This window comes from Aquimarina intermedia (assembly GCF_008124785.1).
GTDB classification, from domain to species: domain Bacteria; phylum Bacteroidota; class Bacteroidia; order Flavobacteriales; family Flavobacteriaceae; genus Aquimarina; species Aquimarina intermedia.
Map to the genome: position 1 here is coordinate 126587 of NZ_VNHU01000005.1, position 23251 is coordinate 149837.

Annotated in this window: 20 protein-coding genes; 15 read left to right on the forward strand and 5 right to left on the reverse strand. The window is 37.0% G+C overall.

The features are described 5' to 3' along the window. The first annotated feature begins 26 nt into the window (after nucleotides 1-26). The 4 genes from tpiA to BD809_RS09050 all read left to right on the forward strand — a co-directional run bounded on the left by tpiA (nucleotide 27) and on the right by BD809_RS09050 (nucleotide 3366). Nucleotides 27-779 carry a triose-phosphate isomerase gene (gene tpiA, locus BD809_RS09035; RefSeq protein WP_148782648.1) on the forward strand — a complete coding sequence of 251 codons (753 nt, stop codon included), beginning with the start codon at nucleotides 27-29 and terminating at the stop codon, nucleotides 777-779. Nucleotides 780-878: 99 nt separating this feature from the next. Next, on the forward strand, nucleotides 879-1718 hold the full coding sequence (prmA, locus tag BD809_RS09040) for a 50S ribosomal protein L11 methyltransferase (RefSeq protein WP_148782649.1): 840 nt from the start codon (nucleotides 879-881) through the stop codon (nucleotides 1716-1718). A gap of 59 nt (nucleotides 1719-1777) precedes the next feature. After that, entirely contained in the window at nucleotides 1778-2053 is a 276-nt protein-coding gene (locus BD809_RS09045) for an ATP-dependent Clp protease adaptor ClpS (protein WP_148782650.1), read from the forward strand. 479 nt (nucleotides 2054-2532) lie between these two features. Continuing rightward, complete coding sequence (locus tag BD809_RS09050) at nucleotides 2533-3366, forward strand: M57 family metalloprotease (protein ID WP_148782651.1); 834 nt, start codon at nucleotides 2533-2535, stop codon at nucleotides 3364-3366. 208 nt (nucleotides 3367-3574) lie between these two features. Here the strand turns inward: BD809_RS09050 and BD809_RS09055 are convergent, their stop codons facing one another. Next, on the reverse strand, nucleotides 3575-5038 hold the full coding sequence (locus BD809_RS09055; RefSeq protein ID WP_148782652.1) for a potassium/proton antiporter: 1464 nt from the start codon (nucleotides 5036-5038) through the stop codon (nucleotides 3575-3577). A gap of 301 nt (nucleotides 5039-5339) precedes the next feature. On the opposite strand from BD809_RS09055, the gene BD809_RS09060 reads away from it, so the two are divergent. From BD809_RS09060 to BD809_RS09080, 5 genes are read left to right on the forward strand one after another with little or no spacing between them, the layout of a single operon-like run. Then, nucleotides 5340-6512, forward strand: a complete 1173-nt coding sequence (locus BD809_RS09060) for a DUF2062 domain-containing protein (RefSeq protein ID WP_148782779.1) — start codon at nucleotides 5340-5342, stop codon at nucleotides 6510-6512. Beyond that, entirely contained in the window at nucleotides 6505-10185 is a 3681-nt protein-coding gene (locus BD809_RS09065; protein WP_148782653.1) for an MMPL family transporter, read from the forward strand. Before BD809_RS09060 ends, BD809_RS09065 begins: the two co-directional genes overlap by 8 nt. Beyond that, complete coding sequence (locus tag BD809_RS09070) at nucleotides 10164-11726, forward strand: phytoene desaturase family protein (RefSeq protein ID WP_246131484.1); 1563 nt, start codon at nucleotides 10164-10166, stop codon at nucleotides 11724-11726. Before BD809_RS09065 ends, BD809_RS09070 begins: the two co-directional genes overlap by 22 nt. After that, a complete protein-coding gene (locus tag BD809_RS09075; RefSeq protein WP_317130862.1) occupies nucleotides 11723-13390 on the forward strand; it encodes a C45 family peptidase in 1668 nt (555 codons plus the stop codon). The genes BD809_RS09070 and BD809_RS09075 overlap by 4 nt, the downstream gene beginning before the upstream one ends. Nucleotides 13391-13398: 8 nt before the next feature. Next, nucleotides 13399-14682: a phenylacetate--CoA ligase family protein gene (locus tag BD809_RS09080; RefSeq protein WP_394348848.1), complete on the forward strand. Its 1284-nt coding sequence runs from the start codon at nucleotides 13399-13401 to the stop codon at nucleotides 14680-14682. 280 nt (nucleotides 14683-14962) lie between these two features. Here BD809_RS09080 and BD809_RS09085 read toward each other — a convergent pair whose 3' ends face one another. After that, nucleotides 14963-15175, reverse strand: a complete 213-nt coding sequence (locus BD809_RS09085; protein WP_148782655.1) for a hypothetical protein — start codon at nucleotides 15173-15175, stop codon at nucleotides 14963-14965. 441 nt (nucleotides 15176-15616) lie between these two features. Here BD809_RS09085 and BD809_RS09090 point away from each other — a divergent pair, with 441 nt between their 5' ends. Then, complete coding sequence (locus tag BD809_RS09090) at nucleotides 15617-17368, forward strand: serine hydrolase (RefSeq protein ID WP_148782656.1); 1752 nt, start codon at nucleotides 15617-15619, stop codon at nucleotides 17366-17368. A 201-nt stretch (nucleotides 17369-17569) separates the two neighbouring features. On the opposite strand, the gene BD809_RS09095 is transcribed toward BD809_RS09090, so the two are convergent. Further along, complete coding sequence (locus tag BD809_RS09095; RefSeq protein ID WP_148782657.1) at nucleotides 17570-18148, reverse strand: outer membrane beta-barrel protein; 579 nt, start codon at nucleotides 18146-18148, stop codon at nucleotides 17570-17572. Between the two features lie 803 nt (nucleotides 18149-18951). On the opposite strand from BD809_RS09095, the gene BD809_RS15610 reads away from it, so the two are divergent. Both BD809_RS15610 and BD809_RS09100 read left to right on the forward strand, forming a co-directional pair. Beyond that, the gene (locus tag BD809_RS15610; RefSeq protein ID WP_211356705.1) at nucleotides 18952-19128 is read left to right on the forward strand and encodes a hypothetical protein; all 177 of its coding nucleotides are present in this window, start codon (nucleotides 18952-18954) and stop codon (nucleotides 19126-19128) included. A 62-nt stretch (nucleotides 19129-19190) separates the two neighbouring features. After that, complete coding sequence (locus BD809_RS09100; protein WP_148782658.1) at nucleotides 19191-19706, forward strand: hypothetical protein; 516 nt, start codon at nucleotides 19191-19193, stop codon at nucleotides 19704-19706. Nucleotides 19707-19744: 38 nt separating this feature from the next. Here the strand turns inward: BD809_RS09100 and BD809_RS09105 are convergent, their stop codons facing one another. Further along, nucleotides 19745-20056 (reverse strand): winged helix-turn-helix transcriptional regulator, encoded by a 312-nt coding sequence (locus BD809_RS09105; protein ID WP_148782659.1) that lies wholly within the window; start codon nucleotides 20054-20056, stop codon nucleotides 19745-19747. A gap of 121 nt (nucleotides 20057-20177) precedes the next feature. Between BD809_RS09105 and BD809_RS09110 the strand changes: the two genes are divergently transcribed. Together BD809_RS09110 and BD809_RS09115 are read left to right on the forward strand one after the other, a co-directional pair. After that, entirely contained in the window at nucleotides 20178-20690 is a 513-nt protein-coding gene (locus BD809_RS09110; protein ID WP_148782660.1) for a VOC family protein, read from the forward strand. Between the two features lie 124 nt (nucleotides 20691-20814). Continuing rightward, a complete protein-coding gene (locus BD809_RS09115; RefSeq protein WP_148782661.1) occupies nucleotides 20815-21306 on the forward strand; it encodes a MepB family protein in 492 nt (163 codons plus the stop codon). A 4-nt stretch (nucleotides 21307-21310) separates the two neighbouring features. On the opposite strand, the gene BD809_RS09120 is transcribed toward BD809_RS09115, so the two are convergent. Next, nucleotides 21311-21955, reverse strand: coding sequence for a WG repeat-containing protein (locus BD809_RS09120; protein ID WP_148782662.1), 645 nt, complete (start codon nucleotides 21953-21955; stop codon nucleotides 21311-21313). A gap of 181 nt (nucleotides 21956-22136) precedes the next feature. On the opposite strand from BD809_RS09120, the gene BD809_RS09125 reads away from it, so the two are divergent. Continuing rightward, nucleotides 22137-23249: a VIT1/CCC1 transporter family protein gene (locus tag BD809_RS09125; protein WP_170251838.1), complete on the forward strand. Its 1113-nt coding sequence runs from the start codon at nucleotides 22137-22139 to the stop codon at nucleotides 23247-23249. Nucleotides 23250-23251: the final 2 nt, after the last annotated feature.

Here is a 23251-nt window from a genome sequence, read left to right on the forward strand (position 1 = left end):
TTTATTAATCACACAAAAACCAAAATATGAGAAAAAAAATTGTAGCCGGGAACTGGAAAATGAATAAATCACTGCCTGAAACAGGTGAGTTGATTGCCGGTATAAAAGCAGAATTATCAACAATGCCGGATGCTGAGATTATAGTGTCACCTGCTTTCACGAATTTGTATTACACCTTTGAATTATTGAAAGGAACGGGTATTAAGTTAGCAGCGCAAAATATGAATGCTGCAGATCACGGAGCGTTTACAGGTGAAATTTCTGCAGAAATGCTTAAAAGTATTGGAGTGAATACAGTTATCCTGGGGCATAGCGAACGCAGAGCGCTATTCGGTGAGACCGATGCGTTACTTGCAAAAAAAGTTACTACTGCGATTGAAAATGATATGCGCATTATTTTTTGTTTTGGTGAGGAATTGAAAGACAGAAAAGCCGAAAAACATTTCGACGTAGTGCTCACGCAATTAGAAAAAGGACTATTTCATATAGCAAAAGAGAATTGGGAGTCAGTTGTGTTGGCTTATGAGCCGGTTTGGGCGATAGGGACAGGTGAAACAGCCTCACCAGAGCAAGCCCAAGAAATGCATGATTTTATCCGTAAATCAGTAGCTAAAAAATATGGCGATGACATAGCAGATGAAGTTTCTATTCTCTATGGAGGCAGTGTTAAACCGGAGAATGCCCAAGAATTATTTTCGAATCCCGATGTGGATGGAGGATTGATTGGTGGAGCAGCACTGGATGCAAAAAGTTTTGTCGCGATCGCTAACGCGTTCTAAAATTGCATTTATATTGTAAAGTAATTATGTATTAAAAAAGACACCGATTATAGGTGTCTTTTTGGTTTTGAAGGCATAACTTTGCGCAAAATTAGAAGTATGACAACGCCAATCTATGTGGGTTATTATTTTACAGTTACACCACTACAACCAGCAAGTGATATCTTGATTGCAGAATTAGGAGCTGTTGGGTTTGAAAGTTTTGTAGAAACAGAAGAAGGAGTAGAAGCTTATATTCAAAAACAGGAGTGGAATGATGCTATTTTGGAAGGAATTGAAATTCTTTCATCCGATAATTTTAAAATTACCTTTACGTATGAGGAAATCGAGCAGGTAAACTGGAATATCGAATGGGAAAAGAACTTTGATCCTATTTTGGTCGATGATATCTGTAGTGTGAGGGCACCGTTTCATAAACAACCCGACGTGAAATACGATATTTTAATAGAACCTAAAATGTCATTTGGAACGGGGCATCATGAAACTACTCACATGATGATTCAACACATTCTGGAAAATGGTTTTGAGAATAAAACAGTTTTGGATATGGGTTGTGGAACAGGTGTTTTGGCAATTTTAGCAGAAATGAGAGGTGCAATTGCAGTCGATGCTATTGATATAGATAATTGGTGTTATGTAAATACGATGGAAAATGTTACTCGCAACTTAGCAAAGAAAGTACAGGTATTTGAGGGTGACGCTTCCTTGTTAACAGGGAGGAATTATGATATCATTATTGCAAACATTAATAGAAACATCTTATTGGAGGATATCGCCACCTACTCAAAATGCCTAAATACTAATGGGCAGTTATTCCTTAGTGGATTTTATGAAGAAGATCTTGAAATCATTAATGCAGCATGTGAGCGCAACAAATTGAAATTTATTTCAAGTAAGAAAAGAAACAATTGGATAGCAGCGAGTTACCTGTTAAAATAATCTAATTCCTACTGTATTTTTAAGTTCAATATAGTATTTTTGTGTAAAATTTATAAGTCATGAGTATTCAAGAGGAAGTTTTAGAAGAAGTATTAGAACAAACTGTTGATCAAAAAAATAACGAAATTGTTTTGTATAACGATGATGTAAATACCTTTGATCATGTTATAGATACGTTGATATATAGTTGTGAACATACACCAATACAGGCCGAGCAATGTGCTTTTCTAGTACATTTTAAAGGTAAGTGTATAGTTAAGACAGGAATTTATGAGGAGTTAGTACCTCGATGCTCCAAATTACAAGAGGCTGGATTGAGTGCCGAGATTATATAAAAGCATTAATTATTATTTGAAAGACTGTCAGAAATGACAGTCTTTTTTGATTATGGTTATGTGTACTTTAAAATTTTAACACAGCTATTGGGAAATTTTATAATTTGTAGGAAACATCCTATTATAGTGTTGCGTTGTTTCAGAGGTAAATTTCTATTCTATTTTTCGTTACTCTACGTTTTCAGTAGGTTAAACTATTTTAAAGCAGCGTAAATGATGTTATTCATCGATTTTTTTTAAAACATAAACACTTTTTAAAGTGCAAGCATTTGCTGTTTTTATTGAAGATATTTTACGGTTTTACAGTAAACATAATGGATTGTATAAATAATTGGCTTTTTTATTTAATAAATTATCATATCTTCATCCCCAGAAAATGTGATAAAGTTCAAAGCTTATTACAAAATTGTAAAGAAAATAGATCTTAGTTACGTCTATTTTCATAAAAAATTAACTACACAAACTCAACTTTATTAAAAATGAAAAAAATCAAATTATTGGCGCTTTGCGCTATCGTAGCAGGATTCTCAACGTCTTGTCAAAAAGAAGAAATTGCTAATGAGACACAAGAAGCTGCTCTAGAACCTACAAAAGAACAATTAGTAAGTTTAGCTAACCTAGGTGTGAATACATCTGATGTTACTATTCAAAAATTAACGATGTTAGATGGTACTACAGGTAACTATTTAGTTGCTGGAGATATCAACATCCCAGTTGATGGATTAAATAAATTAGCTGAGCTTGAAGCAGTAGCTGATGGTAACAAACAATACAGAACTACAAACTTAGTGTCCAGTGGTAACCGTAACATTAGTGTAATTGGGTATACTGGTTCTGGTTACGCTTTGACAAGTAAAATGAGAACTGCTTTACAGTGGGCGGTAAATAACTATAACGCTTTAAATACATCTCTTAACTTTACAGTATCTTTTAGTGCTAGTACTAATGCTGATATGGTTGTGTATAACAATGGAGCTGCCGGTGGTGGTGGATCTGCTGGATTCCCTTCAGGTGGAGCTGCTTATAAGTGGATTCAAATTAATCAAGGTACTGATGCTTACAGCACTAATGTTATTGAGCACGTAATGACACATGAGATGGGTCACTGTATCGGTTTCCGTCATACTGACTACCAATCTCGTCAGAGTTGTGGTCAAAATACTAACGAAGGTTCAGCTGGTGTTGGAGCGATCTTGATTCCAGGAACTCCAAGTTCTGATTATACTGATTCAATCATGTTAGCTTGTTTTGGATCTAATGAAGATGGAGAATTCTCTAGTACTGATATAACTGCGATCAACGCACTTTACTAAGAAATAAAACATAGCTTTGAACTTTTATATAGAAGAGGTGTTCAATTATTTGAACGCCTCTTTTTTTATTAAAATTATTACCGAGCCGTTCTTTACCGCGATAATTGCTAAATTAAGTTCTTAAAAGCAATACGTTGTTCGTTTGATCTATTTCAGCGTAACTGTAAATACCTATAAAATATATAGTTCCATTTTTCTGTATGCAGCTTTATTCATTTTCTAAAACCCCATAAATTTGTTCAATAGCTAATTTTGAATTCGAAAGGATTATAAGCTCATCATTAGCCTCAATAACGGTCGATCCATTGGGAGTAATATAGCTTTGTCCGCGTTTGATCATAGCTATAATCGCAGTAGAGGGAAAAGCGAGTTCAACAATTTTCTTATCTACAGCCCACCAATCTTTTTGAATAGTCACTTCTTGCATAGTAGTTTTAGGAAGTTCTGATAAAAAAACTTCTGTCGGAGCCATAGGCTTTACCTTTTCAGGTATAGCGACGTGTAACCATTTTGCTACAAGAGATAAAGTAGTTCCTTGTATAAGTACGGACGTAATTGCAATAAAAAATACAATATTGAAAATCATATCCGCTTTATCAATATCGGCAAGTAACGGATAGGTTGCAAAAACAATAGGTACCGCACCACGTAATCCAACCCAAGATATATAGAAACGACGGCGCAATTTCATTTTAAACGGCAGTAAACTGATGAAAACACTTAATGGACGTGCAATTACAATTAAGAAGACCGATATCAGAAGACCGATACCCATAACCGGTAATATTTCTGAAGGAAAAACCAATAACCCCAAAGTAAGGAAGAGCACTATTTGCATCAACCAGGCTAATCCATCAAACATCTTCAAAATCGTTTTCTTATGAATCAAATCCTGATTACCCAGATATACTGCGCAAATATAAATCGCCAAAAAACCATTTCCCCCTACAAACTCTGTAGCAGAGAAGGTGATGAACATAAGTGCTATAATAAGTACAGGGTACAAACCTTCAAAATCAAGATTGATTTTGTTGTTTACATATTTACTTAATTTTCCGAAGGCAAAACCAAAAAGCCCTCCTAAAATCATTTGTTGTAGAAACAAGGGAATAATCGACAGAACACTGAGCTCTTGATTAACTACCACAGCGAGAAAGCCTATAGTTAGGACATACGCCATAGGGTCGTTACTACCACTTTCTAACTCAAGGGTGGGTCTCAGGTTTACTTTTAGAGCTAAACTTTTTGAGCGTAATATGGAGAAAACCGCCGCAGCATCGGTAGAAGATACGATGGATCCTAACAACATACTTTCATAGATAGTGAAATCGGTAATCCACCAAACAAAGGTTCCTAGCGATACTGCGGTTAATAAAACTCCAACAGTAGATAGGGTTAGGCCTTTCCATAAGACAGGTTTTACTGCCGGCCAACTGGTATCCAGTCCCCCTGAAAAGAGAATAAAGTTTAAAGAAACAATTCCAATAAATTGAGCCAGTTTGGGATCATCAAAATGAATGTTGGCTAAACCGTCTGAGCCGGCAAGCATTCCGATTAGCAAGAAAAGAATCAACGTTGGTACCCCAAATCGATACGAGGTCTTACCAGCAATAATGCTAATAAATAATAGTAGCGAACCGATGAATAAAATGTTTTCAATAGTTAAACTCATACGTAAACTGGTGTGGTTGTCGTCTAAAGCAAAAATACAAACGAAATAAAACGTCATGCTATACTAGAGCATTTTCTTTACAATTTTTAGATGAATTTATGATGCTTTTTACCCTAAGTGGGTATTGTCGTCTTTTTATGGGTATTTCTAATCAAAAACATTAGGAAGATGTGACAATATATCAGAAATAACTAAAAGCATTCTACAAAGGTTAACTATCTTAAATAATATTCTATTTTTGCGTAACCCCAATAAATTACAATACGTGACTGTAGTACCTACATATAATCAACGCTTTGATATGCTGCATTGCTGTGTAATTATACCTACGTATAATAATGCAAAAACCTTGGATAGGGTACTTAGGGGAGTGCTTTCTTATACAAATCAATTGATTATTGTTAATGATGGTGCTACGGATGCAACGCCCCTGATTCTAGAAGACTATAAAGATCGGTGTACAATCATTACTTTTGAACAAAATAGGGGTAAAGGAGTTGCGCTTCGGGAAGGGTTTAAAAAAGCAAGCGAAATGGGTTTTGATTATGCAATAACGATCGATAGCGATGGACAGCATTACCCCAGTGATTTGCCTTTATTTATTGAAGCCTTAGAAAATCATACTACAGAAGAACCATTATTGCTAATAGGTTCGCGTAAGATGGATGACCCTTCGGTGCCCGGCAAAAGTAGCTTTGGAAATAAATTCTCAAACTTTTGGTTTTACGTAGAGACAGGTATACAACTTACCGATACACAGTCCGGATTTAGATTATACCCGTTAAAAGCGATCGATACCTTACGATTATACACGACCAAATTTGAATTAGAGATTGAAGTGATTGTTAAGTTAGCCTGGCGCGGAGCCGTAGTACGTAACTTACCTATTCGTGTTTTATATGATGAAAAAGAACGGGTTTCACACTTCAGACCTTTTCAGGATTTTAGTCGAATAAGTGTGCTCAACACATGGTTGTTTACACTTACCTTGTTATGGTATGGACCTAAAAGAATAGTTCAGCGCTTTCAGAAAAAAGGATTTCGTCGCTTTATAAAAGAAGATATTTTACGAAGTACTGATTCACCTTTAAAAAAGTCTGCTGCCATTGCTTTAGGAATTTTTATAGGCATTGCTCCTTTTTGGGGACTGCAAACTTTATTAGCGCTTACTTTGGCAACGGCCTTAAAACTTAATCGAACTATTGCTTTTATCTGTTCCAACATTAGTATTCCACCCATGATTCCTTTTATCATATATGGCAGTGCACAATTGGGCAGATTCGCTACAGGTCAGTCTATGGATCTTACGCTCGATATAGAAACTATTACGACTGGAGCTGATATACTGCAAGGGTTAACATATTATATTATAGGGAGCTTTATCTTAGCTACTGTATCAGCGTTGCTCTTCGGGAGTATTTCATACCTGTACCTCAATAAAACAAAATCAAAACACGAGTCTCGAGATGCATAAATTTTTTCTTACAATGTATCATAGGTTCAAAAAGCATCGACTTTGGGCTTGGCCATTAATGATTACATTAGTAATTGCCGTAGCATTGTTGGCCAGTCGTATTGGCTTTGAAGAGGACATTACTAAACTTTTACCGGATAGCGGAGCATCGACTGTCACAAAAAAAGTGTTAGAAACAGTGTCCTTTGCAGATAAAATTGTGGTAAACATTAGTAATCCGAATGGAGAACCTGATGCACTTACACAGTTTGCCGAAACCTATATTGATAGCCTTGATGGTAAAGTTTCTAAGTATATCGGTGAAATCCAAGGACGCGTACCAGAGAACAATGTGATGCAACTTTATAATTTTGTGTATGAGCATCTTCCGTTTTTTCTTGACGAAAGTGATTATGCTAAGATTGAACAGCAACTCAATCAGGATTCTATAGCACAGCGTGTTAAAAATAATTATAAAGCATTAGTTTCACCAGCCGGCATTGTAACCAAAAAATTTATCGTCAAAGATCCGTTAGGTCTTACCCCCGTTGGATTAAAAAAATTCACTCAATTACAATTGGGAGATAATTATACATTGCATAATGGATTTTTAATCACCAAGGATCATCGTAATTTATTACTCTTTATAACGCCGGCTCTTGCCGCAAATGAAACCGGTGAGAATACAATATTTATTGAAAAATTGCAATCACTGACAAAGCATGTCAATAAGCACTATGAGAATGCTGACACCAAAGCCGTACTATTTGGATCGACCTTGTATGCAGTAGCCAATGCAAAGCAAATTAAAAAAGACATTCAGCTAACAATTAGCATTGCGATGACTTTGCTATTAATTATTTTAATTGCATTTTATCGTAAACTCACGGTACCGCTAATTATTTTTACGCCAACGGTATTCGGAGCCTTGTTGGCAATTGCCATTCTGTATGTGCTTAAAGGTAAGATTTCAGCAATTTCCCTAGGTATTGGATCCGTATTATTAGGAATTACGCTAGATTACTCCTTACATATTCTAACACATTTTAGAAATAATCAAAACATACAAGCACTTTACAAAGATGTTGCCTTACCGGTACTAATGAGTAGTCTTACTACGGCGGTTGCTTTTTTATGTTTGGTTTTCGTAAAGTCAGAAGCACTGAATGATCTTGGAATTTTTGCAGCGGTCAGTGTCGTTGGAGCGTCCGTATTTGCGTTAATTTTTATTCCGCAGGTATATCGATTTTCCAAGCAAACAAAACCAAAAAAGACGCTGTTGGATCATTTTTCGAACGTTCAGTTCGATAAAAATAAACCATTAATTGTAATAATTCTGGTGGTTTTCATCATAGGGTTGTTGCTATTTCATAAGGTTGGATTTGACACTGATTTGAATCAAATGAATTATCAGCCGGAAGAACTGGTTGCCGCAGAGAATGATCTGGATCGTGTAAATAATAATAAGGCTAAAACAATTTATGTTGTTTCTTATGGTAGTTCATTAAATGCTGCCTTAAATACCAATAATGCCCTACATAGGGTTTTAGCGGCTAATAAACAGGAACAACAAATACTCAACTATAGTTCTGTAGGAGGCGTCGTGTTGTCAAAAGAAGCCCAACAGGAAAAAATCGATCAATGGCAGCGCTTTTGGACTCCGAAAAAAAGTGATACCCTGCTTAACATATTAAGATCTGAAGGAAGAATTTTCGGGTTTAAACCGACAGTATTTGATCAGTTTGAAACCCTGATCCGGACACCGATCGAGCCAATTTTATATGCGCGGTATCAAGAGATAGATCAGTTGTATCTTAAAGAATTTGTCACCAATCAACCGGATTTTGCAACAGTTATGTCGGCTGTTAAGGTAGCAGATGATGATACGGAGCAATTGTATGCGGCCCTCAATAAAGTTTCTAATACTTTAATTATCGATCGAAAGCAACTTAATGAAAAGTTGTTAGGATCACTTAAAGATGATTTTAACGCGCTTATCGGTTACTCATTAATCGCGGTGATAATACTGCTTTTATTGTTTTACCGCGATATATTGTTAGTGTTGCTTACCATCATACCGATTGCAATTACGTGGGTAATAACCTTAGGTGTTATGCAGTTGCTGGATATCAATTTTAATATCTTCAACGTGATTATTTCCACCTTTATTTTTGGATTGGGTGTAGATTACAGCATTTTTATAACCAATGGATTAGCCAAAGAGTATACCAACGGCTCGCGTGAATTACCGACTTACAAAACTTCAATTTTATTATCTGTAATTACAACGGTTTTAGGTATTGGAGTATTAATTTTCGCAAAACATCCCGCGCTTCGTTCGATATCGATGGTCTCGTTAATAGGTATTTTTACAGCTGCTATAGTAGCGTTTACTATACAACCTTTGCTTTTCAAGTTTTGTATTACACGAAGAGCGGCCAAAGGTCTTGCTCCGTTGCAAGTACGTCAGACATTATGGTCGCTATTCAGTTTTGGGTATTTCATCATTGGCGGGTTTATTATATCGTTACTCAGTAGTCTTATCATTCCGTGGTTACCAATAGCCAAAAAGAAAAAAATGGCAGTTTTTCATCGTATTGTCTCCAGAATGATGGCATCGGTGTTATACTCTAATCCCTTTGTAAAAAAGAAGGTGCTTAATCCAACAGGAGAAACGTTTGATAAGCAGTGTATTATTATTGCAAATCATGCGTCTTTTTTGGATATTTTAACCGTGGGGATGTTACATTCTAATCTGATTTATCTTGTAAAAGATTGGGTGTACGAATCTCCGGTGTTTGGTAAAGCTGTACGATTAGCAGGGTTTTATCCGGTATCCTCTGGTATAGAAGGCGGCGTAGAGCATTTGCGGACAAAAGTGGAGCAAGGATATTCGCTCATTGCATTTCCCGAAGGATCCCGAACGGATACAGCCAAGATGCGTCGTTTTCATAAAGGTTCCTTTTACTTGGCAGAGCAATTGAGTTTAGATATTGTGCCTGTAGTAATTCATGGAACCTCGCAAATTTCTCCCAAAGGAGATTTTATTATAAACGATGGAAATTTAACAGCCAAAATTTTACCTCGCATCAGTGCGGAAGATATAGATTACGGAGAGGGTTATGCACTACGAACAAAAAAGATCAGTAAATATTTTAAAGGAGCCTTCACCTCATTACAACAAGAGGTTGAAGGAGTCAAGCATTATCAACGAGAAGTGCTGAATAACTATCGATATAAAACTTGTTTTTCTGAAGTAAAAAAGCATGTGTCTAATCATATTGAAAATTGGTATGTACTGGCAAATCAGATTGATTATAATGCTTCAATAATCACCCTTACAGATGATCACGGAGCGTTGCCTATATACCTAAGCTATAAAAAACCAAATGCGAAAATTACAGGAATACTTACTTCGCAAGAAGCACGCAAGATAGCTCAGGGATGCTTTTCAGTTAAGCGTACTACTATTCAGTTTGTAGACCTCCATACTGTTCTTCCCTCAAAAATAAATGTATTTTTGCTGGACACGCTTGAAGTGGATAGCCAAATGATTCAGGATATAATTAAAAACGAAGAGATTACTAAAATAATCGCAGGAAATGGCAAAGAATTAATTGCATCATATTTAACAACTAGTTTTGAGTGTGTTATAGAAGGTGAGTGTACCGTATGGAAAAGAAGACAGACATGAGGGAAACATTTGATGTCGTTATAATAGGTAGCGGATTAGGTGGCTTAGTATCGGCCAACATTCTGGCACGTGAAGGTAAAAAAGTATGTGTACTCGAAAAGAACAATCAGTTTGGGGGAAACCTACAAACCTTTGTACGGGATAAGAGTATTTTTGATACAGGCATTCATTATATCGGAGGTTTAGCTAAAGGTCAGAATCTGTATCGTTATTTTGATTATCTGGATATTATGGACGATCTTAAGATCAAGCAGATGGATCCGGATGGTTATGACATGATTTCTTTTAATGGTGTGGATATTGAATATCCGCACGCCCAGGGATATGATAATTTTGTTACACAACTCACACACTATTTTCCCGAAGAAGCAGAAGGGATTAAAAAGTATATCGATAAGGTTCGTGATACATGTTATAATTTTCCGTTATACAACCTAAAATCAGGAGATCGGTACTACGGTGAAGATTTGTTGACGCTTAAAGCCAAAGATTTTATAGATACCGTTACGCAGAATGAAACCCTGCGTGCTGTTCTGGCCGGATCGAACCTATTGTATGCAGGCGATCCCGATAAAACACCTTTTTATGTACATGCATTATCGGTCAATTCATATATAGAGAGTGCATGGCGTTGTATTAATGGTGGGAGTCAGATTGCTAAATTACTCGTAAAACGTTTTCGTAATTTGGGCGGAACAATCCATAAATATCAGGAAGTAAATGCGTTTAATTTTGAACAGGATACATTGGTCTCAGTTACTACAACCAAAGGTGATGTGTTTTCTGGAGATACGTTTATCTCAAATGTAGATCCCAAGTTAACGCTTCAGATTATTGGGAAGGACCGTTTCAGAAACATCTATTATAACCGTATTCAGAATACGGAAAGTATCATTTCATCCTTCAGTTTGTATTTGGTTTTTAAACCGGGTACTTTCCCGTATGTAAATCATAACTATTATCATACCCAATCGATTGATAAAGTGTGGACCACACAAAATTATACGCAAGAGTCTTGGCCCGAAGCGTATTTGATTTCGATGAATGAGGATCGCAAACATCCCGGGTATGCAGATAATTTGACCTCGATAGCATATATGCGCTATGAAGAAACCAAGCCGTGGGAAGATACCTTTAATACTGTAGCGATAAAAAATGATCGCGGCGAGGATTATGAAGCATTTAAGCAACGTAAGATTGAAGCGTATCTCAAAGAAATTGAAAAGAAATTTCCCAATATTCGGGAGTGTATTCAGTCAGTGCATACATCCACGCCATTGTCCTATCGTGATTATATTGGTTGTTATGAAGGATCGATGTATGGCTTTGCCAAAGATGCTGAGAGTCCGATGAAATCATTTCTCTCGCCAAGAACCAAAATACCAAACCTATTATTTACCGGACAAGGATTAAATATGCATGGGGTATTAGGCGTAACTATAAGTGCGGTGGTTACCTGTGGAGAATTGTTAGGTAAAGACTATTTGCTTAACCGTATCACTTCGACGCTCGAGGAAAAAGAAAAACAACGAACAGCATGATGAGTTTGCGTTTGATCATAGTGAGTAGCGTGATGCTTTGCATAGTTTCTGCTTGCGGGGTAAAGAAGTCTCTGTCTGCACGTCCAGATCTCACGGGACTGGCCACGATTGACACGGCGCGAACAACCATTAATGATTCAACCTTTACACTTAATAACAACAGTCTTCGCAAAAATAAACAAGGCATTTGGGAGCTCTATCTGGAAGGTGATCCACTGGAACGTGGCTTGGCCGCAGGGAGTCTTACCCGGGAGCTGATCAAAATACAGGAAGAAGCATTTATCGGCAAGGTGACCGAACTTGTACCCTCACGAGGGTACTTGAAATTTCTAAGTAAACTCGTAGCCTGGTATAACCGAAGGTTACATCTGCATGTACCCGAAGAATATAAACAAGAAATTTACGGACTCTCCCGATACGGATCCGATGACTACAATACCTTTGCCGAACCCTATGTGCGCATGCTCTATGCACACGGCGCGCACGATATTGGTCATGCATTGCAGGATTTGATGTTGGTAGGTTGCACTTCGTTTGCAGCGTGGAATGAGAAAACTGCTGACGGAAACTTATTAATCGGACGTAATTTTGATTTCTATGCAGGTGATGATTTTGCAAAAGAAAAAATGGTGGTATTTATGAAGCCCAACGACGGACATCGATTTATGATGTACGGTTGGGCGGGAATGATGGGTACCGTATCCGGGATGAATGTAAAAGGACTCACCGTAACGATCAACGCAGGAAAATCAAAAATACCATTAGTGGCTAAAACACCGATTTCGATCCTGACACGCGAAATCCTTCAGTATGCTTCAACAATTGAAGAAGCGATAGCTATAGCCAAAAAACGAGAAGTATTTGTTTCAGAATCTATCATGATAGGAAGCGCTATTGATCAAAAAGCCGTACTGATAGAGGTGGCTCCGAAGAATTTTGGAGTGTATGAGGTTACTAATGACAATCAGCTGGTATGTTCGAATCATTTTCAAAGTGAGGCGTATGCAGCAGATGAGCGAAACCAAAAAGCGATTGCAGAAAGTCACTCTTTATACCGCTACGAGCGAATGACCGAATTGCTAAATCAAACAGAAAAACTAACTCCGGAGCACGGAGTTTCAATTTTGAGAGACCGCAAAGGGCTAGGCGATACACGTATTGGTTATGGTAACGAAAAAGCACTGAACCAATTGTTGGCCTATCACGGGATTATTTTTCAGCCGGAAGCACTAAAAGTATGGATCTCCAGCAATCCGTACCAACTGGGTGCCTTTGTAGGATATGATTTAACTACTGTATTTGACAAATTTAGTTCCCGACAGGATTTAAGTAGTGTAGCTAATGAAGCGTTGCTGATTCCCGAAGATCCGTTTGTGGAAACGCAAGCCTACAAAGATTATGAAACTTTTCGTAAAGAACAGCGCCGTATAGAAAGCTTAATTGAAGCAAAAGAAACGATTCCCGAAGCTGAGCTACAGGCTCTTGTACAGCTCAATCCCGATTATTGGATAGCCCATTATACGGTGGGGAAATACCATTACGAGCACAAAGAATACAAAGCAGCAATTATTGCTTTTAAAAAAGCATTGCAACGCGAAGTAACTACGGTTCCTGATGAGGAGATGCTACAGAATTATATTAAAAAAAGCTACCGTAAATTGTAAGTATGCCTATGAAAAATGAACAACAGCTAGCTACCCAAACAGCAGTACTACAAAACGAGAAGCTTACAGTATTGTTACAGTATATGCAGATACATTCGCCTTATTATCAGCGATTGTTTGCCGAGCACAAAATAACTGCCGATCAAATCACTACAGTTGAAGATTTGAAATACATACCGCTAACTACCAAAGAAGACCTTCAGGCGTATAATGATGACTTTTTATGCGTCCCAAAAACCGAGATTGTAGATTATGTTACCACTTCGGGTACTTTGGGTAAGCCCGTTACTTTTGCGTTAACCGATCGGGATCTGAAACGCCTTACCGATAATGAATCCCGCTCTTTTGCTATTGCCGGAGTCACCAAAGAAGATGTGGTGCAACTAACCACCACACTGGATCGACGTTTTATGGCAGGATTAGCGTATTTTTTAGGGACGCGTAAGTTAGGGGCCGCTATGGTGCGCGTAGGATCGGGTATTCCTGAGTTGCAATGGGATTCGATACATCGTTTTCAATCAACCTATCTAATAGTGGTGCCGTCGTTTTTATTAAAATTAATCGCCTATGCCGAAGCGCATGGTATTGATTACAATGCTTCTTCGGTAAAAGCTGCGATTTGTATTGGTGAACCTTTGCGCGATCAAAACTTTGAGCTCAATACTCTGGGAGCTAAGATCAAAGAAAAATGGGATATTGAGTTATACTCAACATACGCCTCTACCGAGATGAGTACGGCTTTTACGGAGTGTGCCGCGCACAATGGAGGACACCACCATCCGGATCTGATTATAACCGAAATCTTGGATGATGATGGAGAGGCAGTCCAAGATGGCGAAGTAGGGGAGTTGGTTATCACAACCCTGGGGGTAGAAGCCATGCCGTTATTGCGCTATACCACCGGAGATATGGTGCGTGCTCATAAAGAACCCTGTAGTTGTGGTCGTACTACGATGCGACTCAGCCCGGTCTTGGGTCGTAAAAAGCATATGATCAAATATAAAGGTACGACGCTCTACCCACAAAGTGTGGTTGAGGTATTGACTAGTTTTGAAGAAGTACTCTTGTACGTAATCGAAGTCATCACTAACGAACTGGGAACCGACAAACTTTTGATTCATGTGTCAGACGCTTTGAGTGCTGCGGACTGTAAAGCGTTAAAAGAACATTTTAGAGCGAATCTTCGAGTGGTCCCGGATCTGGTTCTGCAACCCCTGGCTACGCTTAAGGCAATGAAATTTCCCGAAATGAGCCGTAAACCGATTACGTTTATTGATTCGAGAGAAGGGTAGTTTTTTAATAACATCTTCCATGATAGAGGGTGGCCAAGCAACGTGCGGTCGGACAGAAAGAAATCAATATCGAATACTGAATTCTGAATATCGAAGTTGAACTTAAAACTTTAAGTTTAAAAATGTACCGACTCTTGATTTTTTTTTAACCCACTGTACAAACTTCGTTGTCACCTCGAACGAAGTCGAGAGGTTGTCCTAGCATATCCTTAAAACTAAAATATCTCCGTAGTAAATTTAGGTTGTTACGGAGATATTTTAGTGTGAGACAGAGAAGTGTTTAGAAAATACAACACTCACCATTACGTACGATGCCGGTGCATGATTGTGGTGTTGGAGTTTCCAGCGCACAGGGTCCTCCCTCAAAGCCTACAAAATTATCAAAACAACCTGTAAATAAACATTCGGATGATGAGCTTCCTCCGTTAATGAGTTGTTGTTCTTTTTTGCACAGAACTTTTGCGTTGTCGATGTTTAAAAATCTAGTTTTCATATAAAATATATTTAAGGTTTCTATAGAATTTGGTTAATAAGTTCCTTAAAAGTACTAATAAAATTCATCAAATTAGAACGCTAACAGCAGAAATTGACTCTTACGTAAATCCGCAAATTATGACAAACCCATTCACCTATGTTGCTCATTAAGGAATTAAATGCGGGAGCCATATATATTTATAGTTAATAACTCCTTTCCTTGACAGGGAAAGGTGGCCAAGCAATGCGCGGTCGGAAAGGGTGTTTCTCAACATTCACTCATTTTTATACCGAACGTCGATGTTTAAAATAATCTTTGTAGTTTATGGGTGTTTTATATGAAATAACATCTTAAAACACCCTATTTTAAAGGAAATGACACTTACATGACATCTATATGTCGTATAAAAAGCGAGGGGTATGAGATACATTTGTTTCATAATTTAAAAATCAAAAATTCATGGACAATCAAGCACTTGCAGAACGGTTAAAATATCAACGACAACTCAAAGGGCTCTCTCAAGAAGAACTTTCTCATCGTACCAATGTTGCCGTACGTACCATACAACGTATCGAAAAAGCTGAGGTAAATCCACACCTGAACACTGTAAAATTATTGGCAGTTGCCTTAGAGGTTGAAGTAAGCGATTTGCTGCCCTTAGACAATCCCAAAGAAGAAACCATAAAGAAAAAATGGCTCTTATTGCTACATGCCATTCCGTTACTGGGAATTTTTATTCCTTTGTGTAATGTGCTACTTCCACTTTTTATTTGGATTCATAAAAGAGAGGACAATCCAATATACGACAAGCATGGGGTGAAGGTAATCAACTTTCAGATTACTGTTTTGTTGTTGGCTGTACTTTCCTTTGTTAGTTTGCTAACGATAGAAAAGTGGGGCTTCATCATATTTATTACTACACTTCCTATTTGTGTGGGTGTTGTAATTTTCAATATTATCTATGTATTGCAAAAAGAAAGATGTTACTACCCTTTATCCATCCCTTTTTTAAAATTCAAACCGGGACGTTTCTCAAAAGTAATAGCACTGCTGTTATTGATGGTAACCTTTAGTCAATGTGCAACTGTAGATAATAATACAATACAGCGTTTAGACGGGAGCAGAATTTCTAACGACTCTATTGCCCAAAAAATCAATGTACTTGCCAAAGAAGGAAATGTCCAAGGTATGGCAATAGCTGTTTTTAACGATAAGCAACCCGTATATAAAAACACTCTAGGATTTAAAAACCTTCCTGAAAGGTTGACTTTGACAGATTCAACAAATATCTACGGAGCCTCTTTGAGTAAAGCAGTATTTAGTGTATTGGTTATGAAGCTGGTCGAAAATAATGTAATTGATCTGGATACTCCACTAGAATCCTACTTGCCAAAGAAACTATATGAGTATAAACCCTTGACGCGTTGGCATGATCATTATGCGGATCTGAAAGAGGATAGTTTGTATCATAAAATTACAGCTCGTATGTGTTTAGCACATACCACCGGATTTGCGAATTGGCGGTTTGTAGAACCTGACCAAAAGTTAAAAGTCAACGGGGAGCCGGGTACAAAGTATAGCTACAGTGGCGAAGGATTTGTATACCTCCAAGTAGTTTTAGAAAAGCTAACGGGTAAAGGACTGGAGCAGCTGGCAAAAGAATATATTTTTGACCCGTTACGAATGACCAAAACTTCGTACCAATGGCAACCAGCTTTTGAAAGCGATTTTGCGTATGGACATACCATGAATGGAAGAATCTACAGGAAAGATAAGGACAACGAACCAAGGGGTGGGAGTACCTTAGAAACTACAGCTGATGATTATATCAAATTTTTGACAGCCGTACTTAATCATCAGCTCATTAGTGAAAAATCAACCAACCAAATGTTTAGCCCACAGGTTAAGATTCATTCGTTAACTCAGTTTGGTGAGGGATCCAATATTACTACCGATACATACAGAGATATTAAGTTGAGTTACGCACTTGGTTGGGGCTATCTGGAAACACCTCATGGTAAAGGTGTATTTAAAGGTGGTCATGGCAATGGATTTCAGCATTTTTCAATACTTTTTCCCGAATCTGGAAAAGGAGTTTTAATCATGAGCAACTCTGATAATGCTGAAGGTATTTATCAAAGACTTCTAGAATATATATTAGCAGACAGTTCTATACCATGGGAATGGTTGGGATATGTGCCCTATAAATAGCGTTTGTACACATTCTTTGAATCATTAGGGCAAATATATCTGCTTATCAAACTAAAGGACCCTGTTTATAGTGGTTCCTTTTTTAGTATGGAAAATGCGTTTTAGCTGGGTCAAGTAGTTAACAGCTATATAAATCAAGAATATCAAAAACGGATGTTATTTTATAAAAGGTATTCTCAATAATAGTGTTCGTTGATTTAATTAAAACCTAAAACCTAAACCAAGTTTTAGTTGGTTGTTATTCACGCCCATAGTTTCATTATTGAAATTATTGTCATTAAAAGTTCTGATATAATGAAAATAGGTTTGTATAAAAAATACACTCGTAAAATCATATTGAGCTCCTAATTTAAAGTTCATACCTAAATCATTTGCTCTACGTGTCTCTATATTGTCAAACTCATAGTATGTATAGTAAAATTCATATTCATAACTGAGATAGGTAAACCCAATACCGATAAAAGGATGAAAATTTTTAGCAGATGCAATGTTCATTTCAGCAAATCCATTGATATGATAGAAAAAATAATCTGTTTTGAGATCTTCATAACTAAAAGGAACTGTACTTTTTAGATAATCAAAGGTTAGGGAAGCACCGTATTGGAAAAGTTTACTTTTTGCAAAACGATATTTAAAACTCCCATTTACAATACCTGTAAATTTTTCGTAACCGTTGGAGATTGCTAGCGGATAATTGGCTTCTATGCTAAATTTTTTGTCTTGTGAAAAAGAACTAATTGATAATAAACAAAGGGTTAAGAGTACGTAAATTTTTCTCATTAAATAGTTTTTTTAAGGTTTTGTCTGCATCCGTCCTTTGAAGTTTTATAATCAGAATCTACAAAGGAGTCGCTAAAGTAGGAAAATTTTTGAATCTAAAAAGGTGATTAAATAACATGCGATCGACAAGTGTGTTTTACTACTCGTACTACTAAGAACCAGTGATTAATTTATAAAATACAATCTTTAAACCTATAAAAATTATAAAGATGAAAACGGTTATAGCGCAGGTTTTGATGAACGAGATGGGATGATAATTATATGATGTATGCTTTAAAAGTGTAACAAATCCTAAAATTAATTGACTAACAGTTTAAAGATTAAAATTTAATTACAAGAATATGAAAAGCTTACTCTATCTCTTATTATTCGTTATATGTTTTATAACAGAAGCATTTAGTCAAGGGGCTCTTTAAATCTTGAAAATAGTTCTGTGAATACGAGCCTGGTGGAAAATGAAACATCGACCATATCAAGGCTTATCTTACATGATTCACTCAAAATTGAACTAGGTAAAGTGCATACCAAAATTAAGAAGAGGGAAGATAAGCTCTATGTAATTAAACACTTCAAAACAAAACAATCTCTTACACTGTGGAATGATAGTTCAATTGTCGCAATCAAAAAATTTAAACCCATATATCATTCTGCTTCTACCCAGCAAAGAGGGATGGTTCTGAATTTGGGAGCATAAGTTACCGGATATTATTTAGATAAAAAGATCGGAACGAAAAGAAATACTTCAGAAGAAACTACTGTACCATATTTTGATAGCAACTATTTAAGAAGTAGGTAGTAGTGTGATGAATTTAAAACAAAAGGAAGTAGCTGTTTGGAAAGTTGAAGTGACCGATGATATTTTTGATAATACAGCTATTAGCACTTACTATATTGATCAAAATACACGCAAAATTCTTCAGCAGGATATTGATTTTAGAGGAAGAAAAATGTCGATGGAGCTTATTGAAGCGCGGAATTAATTTTTACTTCATCAATTCATTGAACAAAGCCAGATGAGTTGAGCTTGTAAATAGTATAAACAATGGGAAAACAAAAACTTATCAAACGTTTAAAGAGCTATTACCCGTTGGAACGGTTTCATGCTTTTATAACTTTTCCTGCAATCATGCTATATGTTTTGTATCACCACACGTTTAAAGATGTGATATTTTTACTCTACGGCATAGGGGTTGTCATCTTTATTCTTATTCAGGGACAACACTACTGGAAATTAAAGTTGTATCGGTTATTAAATAAACCTTATGATCAGATTCAGAATCTCAAATTGTTTAGAAAGGCTAAAACTATTAATTTCTATTTGATGGCTTTGATACCCATCGTTTTCTTATTTCAACTCTATATAAATGACTGGTCCTTTATTCCGGAGAACCTCATGAATTGGGCAGTTGTAGCTAATGTTTTTGGAGTTTTAGAACATATTAACTTTTACCATAGGCAACTTATGATTGATAATCAATCGGATGCCAAATTCTTAATGACAAACAAAAAGCTAAAGGTTGCTAGTTTAGCAAAGGATTTAGATGAAAATCAATTTTAGACATAACTATGTTTGTTTAAAAATTCAAATGAGGCAATTCATAGATGATTATGCTCAGCACCCCAGGCATCTAAGCTTCTTAAAATCGATTCAAGCGATCGTCCCTTTGCACTCAGCGAGTATTCCACTTTGGGTGGAACAGTTGCAAAAACCTTACGATCAATAAGACCGTCGCGTTCTAATTCTCGTACAGATTGCGTAAACATTTTATTAGAGATTTCGCCCGTCTGTTTTTGTAACATACCTGAGCGAAGCGGCTGTTCTAATAGATGAAACAGGAGTAACGGTTTCCATTTATTACCAATTAAGTTCATGGTATAATGTAGAGGGCAGTGATTATTTTTATTCATTTTAGCTTTTTAAACGTTTTATAGTGTGCGTAGTACTCCTTTTGGTAAGTATCGAACAATTAGGTAAGGTATTGTTTGACTGCGCGTTATGGTTTAATTTTACAATATAAATTTATATACTATGAAAGCAAGTAAAAATTATCCAAAATCTTTTTCGCATATAGGACTTACCGTCCCCGATATTCATAAAGCCGTAACATTTTATACAGAGGTTATGGGATGGTATACAATTATGGAACCATCAAAGGTAAAAAAAGAAAGAGATACTGCCATCGGTCAAATGTGTATAGATGTTTTTGGCGAAGATTGGGAGGAGTTTGAAATTGCCCATCTATCAACCTCTGATGGTATTGGGATCGAGCTGTTTTCTTTTCCAAATATGCCAAAAGATCCTGCGGCATTCAACCCATTTAATACAGGGTTATTTCATTTTTGTATTCAGGATCCTAACATCGAGAAGCTTGTTGATAACATCGTAGCCAACGGAGGGAAGCAGCGCATGCCTATCCGATCGTATTATCCGGATGATAAACCGTTTAAGATGTGTTATGTAGAGGACCCTTTTGGTATTGTGTTCGAAATCTATACTCATAGTTATGAGTTAACGTATTCTTCTGGTGTATATACGAGTTAAATCGTACTTCCTGTACTTAAGAATTGTTTGTAACAACTATTATATTTTTTATAACTAAATTCTAATAGGATACACTTTCTTTGTATCCTATTATGCTTTATAGAGATTGTTGTAAGAAGTAAGTATGAAAAAGGAATTAAGTAACATGACAAAAGAAATGTACGAACGCTGCGGATTTGAGATTTCTAATTTGAAAATAGAAGAAGAAAGTCGGGAGTACGAAGCATGTCAGTTTGAGCTTAACTCATTAAAAATTATTTCGCGAAACGCCAAGATCACTCCTAAGAAAATAGGGCAGTTTGTAACCTTTTGGAAACGAAGTGCAACGGGTCCGATTGAACCGTTTCATGCTACTGACCACTTTGACTTTTACGTAGTCAATGTTAACTCTAAAGATGCTTCCGGACAATTTGTGTTTCCTAAATCAGTGCTGATCATAAAAGGAATCGTGACATACTTAAAAAAAGAAGGAAAGCGTGGTTTTAGAGTATATCCATCGTGGGATACTCCAACCAGCGCCCAAGCCTTGCGTACACAACAGTGGCAACTTAATTATTTCTTTGTGCTTAATGAAAACAACTGGTTAGAGCGAGCTAAAGCGTTGTATGTAATTTGACCCCTTACTCGTTCGCAGCTATTCTATGCAATTTCCAGGTATTGTTTTTTTGCTTTACTGCGAGGAGATCGTCTGATATGAAATGCGAATAGATTCTCGGACGTTTTCTTAGTTTTGATTTAGTAAAAACCAGATGCTCCGGCCCCGAGACATGCTCAATGGCATTGCCTAAATTATCAATAATTACCTCATCATAGCTGTAAGACACCATTTCTTTACCCAACAGATCATTGGTGCCCAGCTGCTTCTTAGTCAATTTCAAAACAATAGCTTTCCCATTAGCAAAGGTGGTCGCATTGAGAAATTGTGGAGGTATTATCACAGTACCTGACGTGTCTATATAGCCGTAGTATATGACGCCATCTTTTTCCTTTTGAATTAAGCATCGCTTATCAGAAAAATAAGGGTACTTTATCGTATGGATGTCTTCTCCAAGTCTTAGATCACTCTCTTCGTTCCAGACATAATCCTTTCGATAGGGAATTACGATAGATCCTGTTTTATCAACAAACGCCCAGGAATCACCTTTTTGAATCGCTGCAAGATCTTCATGAAACGGTGTTATAGTTTCTAGATTATCGATTGTTTGAGCAGGTGCAAAGGCAAAACATGATAAGAGTAAACCGAATAAAATATGTGATGTTTTCATAGAAATAAAATTGTGTGTGAAATTTAAAACTATGAGAAATACTACTGATAAAAAATGATATTAATCATGTTATAAGGATGATAAATCTCATGAAACTGTAAAGAGAAGTTCCCTATTTTTAAACCGGATATTCCGCAATCGAGTTGTGGACTGCATTACTATGGCAATTGAACTAATTTGTATGAAAAAATTGAAGCAACAGTTACAGGTAGAAGTTGATACTGCTTTTTTATATACTGCTATGGCAGCTAGGGAACGAGACGATGTGTTAAAAAAAGTGTTACTTGCACTGGCCAAAATAGAACAGGGACATGCAAAGCATATGTTAGTTCGCATACAAGAAGTCACACCAATGTATGAGTATCCTCAGCCCAGTCTGCGTGCCAAAATCCAGCTGCGTCTCGGTAAGGTTTTTGGATATGATCATATCATCGGAATGTTGTCGGGTACCGAACGACAAATGGCGCGTATAGCAGTGCAAAAAAAGCTGAAAGCCGGAGAACAGCTCTCGGGTTTTGAACATAATCATTTACGCATCATCGAAGCGGTAAGTAAGAACAAAGATCATATGATATCAGGTGGGTTGTTATCAAAATTTGAAGGACGTCATAAATCTGTCGGGGGTAATGCGGTACGAGCGGCGGTATTGGGGGCTAATGATGGTTTGGTATCCAATATGAGTCTGGTTATGGGTGTGGCCGGTGCAGCAGCGCAAAGTTCTACAATATTACTAACAGGTCTTGCAGGTTTGTTAGCAGGAGCTATATCGATGTCATTAGGAGAGTGGTTATCGGTACAAAGTTCGAGAGAACTTTATCAACGACAAATAGCATTGGAAGCTGAAGAGTTGGAAGCTGCGCCCGAAGAAGAGAAGCAAGAATTGGTGTTACTTTACCAAGCTAAGGGAATGGATGAGGAATCCGCGCAATCCCTGGCAGATAAAATATTCGAGAATAAAGATACTGCATTAGATGCTTTAATTGTTGAAGAGCTTGGTATTGATAAAGAAGAATTAGGAGGATCCGCTTGGGAAGCCGCACTCGTATCTTTTTTTCTTTTTGCTATTGGCGCTATTTTACCGGTAATACCCTATTTTTTTACTTCAGATCGTTTGGCACTTTGGTGGAGTCTGGGATGCAGTGTTTTTGGACTCTTTGTAATAGGGGCTTCGATTACCTTATTTACGGGTAAATCTTTGGGTTTCTCCGGCTTTAGACAAGTTCTTTTCGGCTTGGTCGCAGCGGCTGTGACCTATGGGGTTGGTACCTTAATAGGCGTTACGATTACAGGGTAGAT

Coding starts and splice junctions, on each gene's coding strand:
- BD809_RS09060 (WP_148782779.1), top strand. CDS start 5,340: ATGCTGCATTGCTGTGTAATTATACCTACGTATAATAATGCAAAAACC.
- BD809_RS09070 (WP_246131484.1), top strand. CDS start 10,164: ATGGAAAAGAAGACAGACATGAGGGAAACATTTGATGTCGTTATAATA.
- BD809_RS09115 (WP_148782661.1), top strand. CDS start 20,815: ATGAAAAAGGAATTAAGTAACATGACAAAAGAAATGTACGAACGCTGC.
- BD809_RS09110 (WP_148782660.1), top strand. CDS start 20,178: ATGAAAGCAAGTAAAAATTATCCAAAATCTTTTTCGCATATAGGACTT.
- BD809_RS09120 (WP_148782662.1), bottom strand. CDS start 21,955: ATGAAAACATCACATATTTTATTCGGTTTACTCTTATCATGTTTTGCC.
- tpiA (WP_148782648.1), top strand. CDS start 27: ATGAGAAAAAAAATTGTAGCCGGGAACTGGAAAATGAATAAATCACTG.
- prmA (WP_148782649.1), top strand. CDS start 879: ATGACAACGCCAATCTATGTGGGTTATTATTTTACAGTTACACCACTA.
- BD809_RS15610 (WP_211356705.1), top strand. CDS start 18,952: ATGAATTTAAAACAAAAGGAAGTAGCTGTTTGGAAAGTTGAAGTGACC.
- BD809_RS09085 (WP_148782655.1), bottom strand. CDS start 15,175: ATGAAAACTAGATTTTTAAACATCGACAACGCAAAAGTTCTGTGCAAA.
- BD809_RS09080 (WP_394348848.1), top strand. CDS start 13,399: ATGAAAAATGAACAACAGCTAGCTACCCAAACAGCAGTACTACAAAAC.
- BD809_RS09065 (WP_148782653.1), top strand. CDS start 6,505: ATGCATAAATTTTTTCTTACAATGTATCATAGGTTCAAAAAGCATCGA.
- BD809_RS09125 (WP_170251838.1), top strand. CDS start 22,137: ATGAAAAAATTGAAGCAACAGTTACAGGTAGAAGTTGATACTGCTTTT.
- BD809_RS09075 (WP_317130862.1), top strand. CDS start 11,723: ATGATGAGTTTGCGTTTGATCATAGTGAGTAGCGTGATGCTTTGCATA.
- BD809_RS09100 (WP_148782658.1), top strand. CDS start 19,191: ATGGGAAAACAAAAACTTATCAAACGTTTAAAGAGCTATTACCCGTTG.
- BD809_RS09095 (WP_148782657.1), bottom strand. CDS start 18,148: ATGAGAAAAATTTACGTACTCTTAACCCTTTGTTTATTATCAATTAGT.
- BD809_RS09055 (WP_148782652.1), bottom strand. CDS start 5,038: ATGAGTTTAACTATTGAAAACATTTTATTCATCGGTTCGCTACTATTA.
- BD809_RS09045 (WP_148782650.1), top strand. CDS start 1,778: ATGAGTATTCAAGAGGAAGTTTTAGAAGAAGTATTAGAACAAACTGTT.
- BD809_RS09050 (WP_148782651.1), top strand. CDS start 2,533: ATGAAAAAAATCAAATTATTGGCGCTTTGCGCTATCGTAGCAGGATTC.
- BD809_RS09090 (WP_148782656.1), top strand. CDS start 15,617: ATGGACAATCAAGCACTTGCAGAACGGTTAAAATATCAACGACAACTC.
- BD809_RS09105 (WP_148782659.1), bottom strand. CDS start 20,056: ATGAATAAAAATAATCACTGCCCTCTACATTATACCATGAACTTAATT.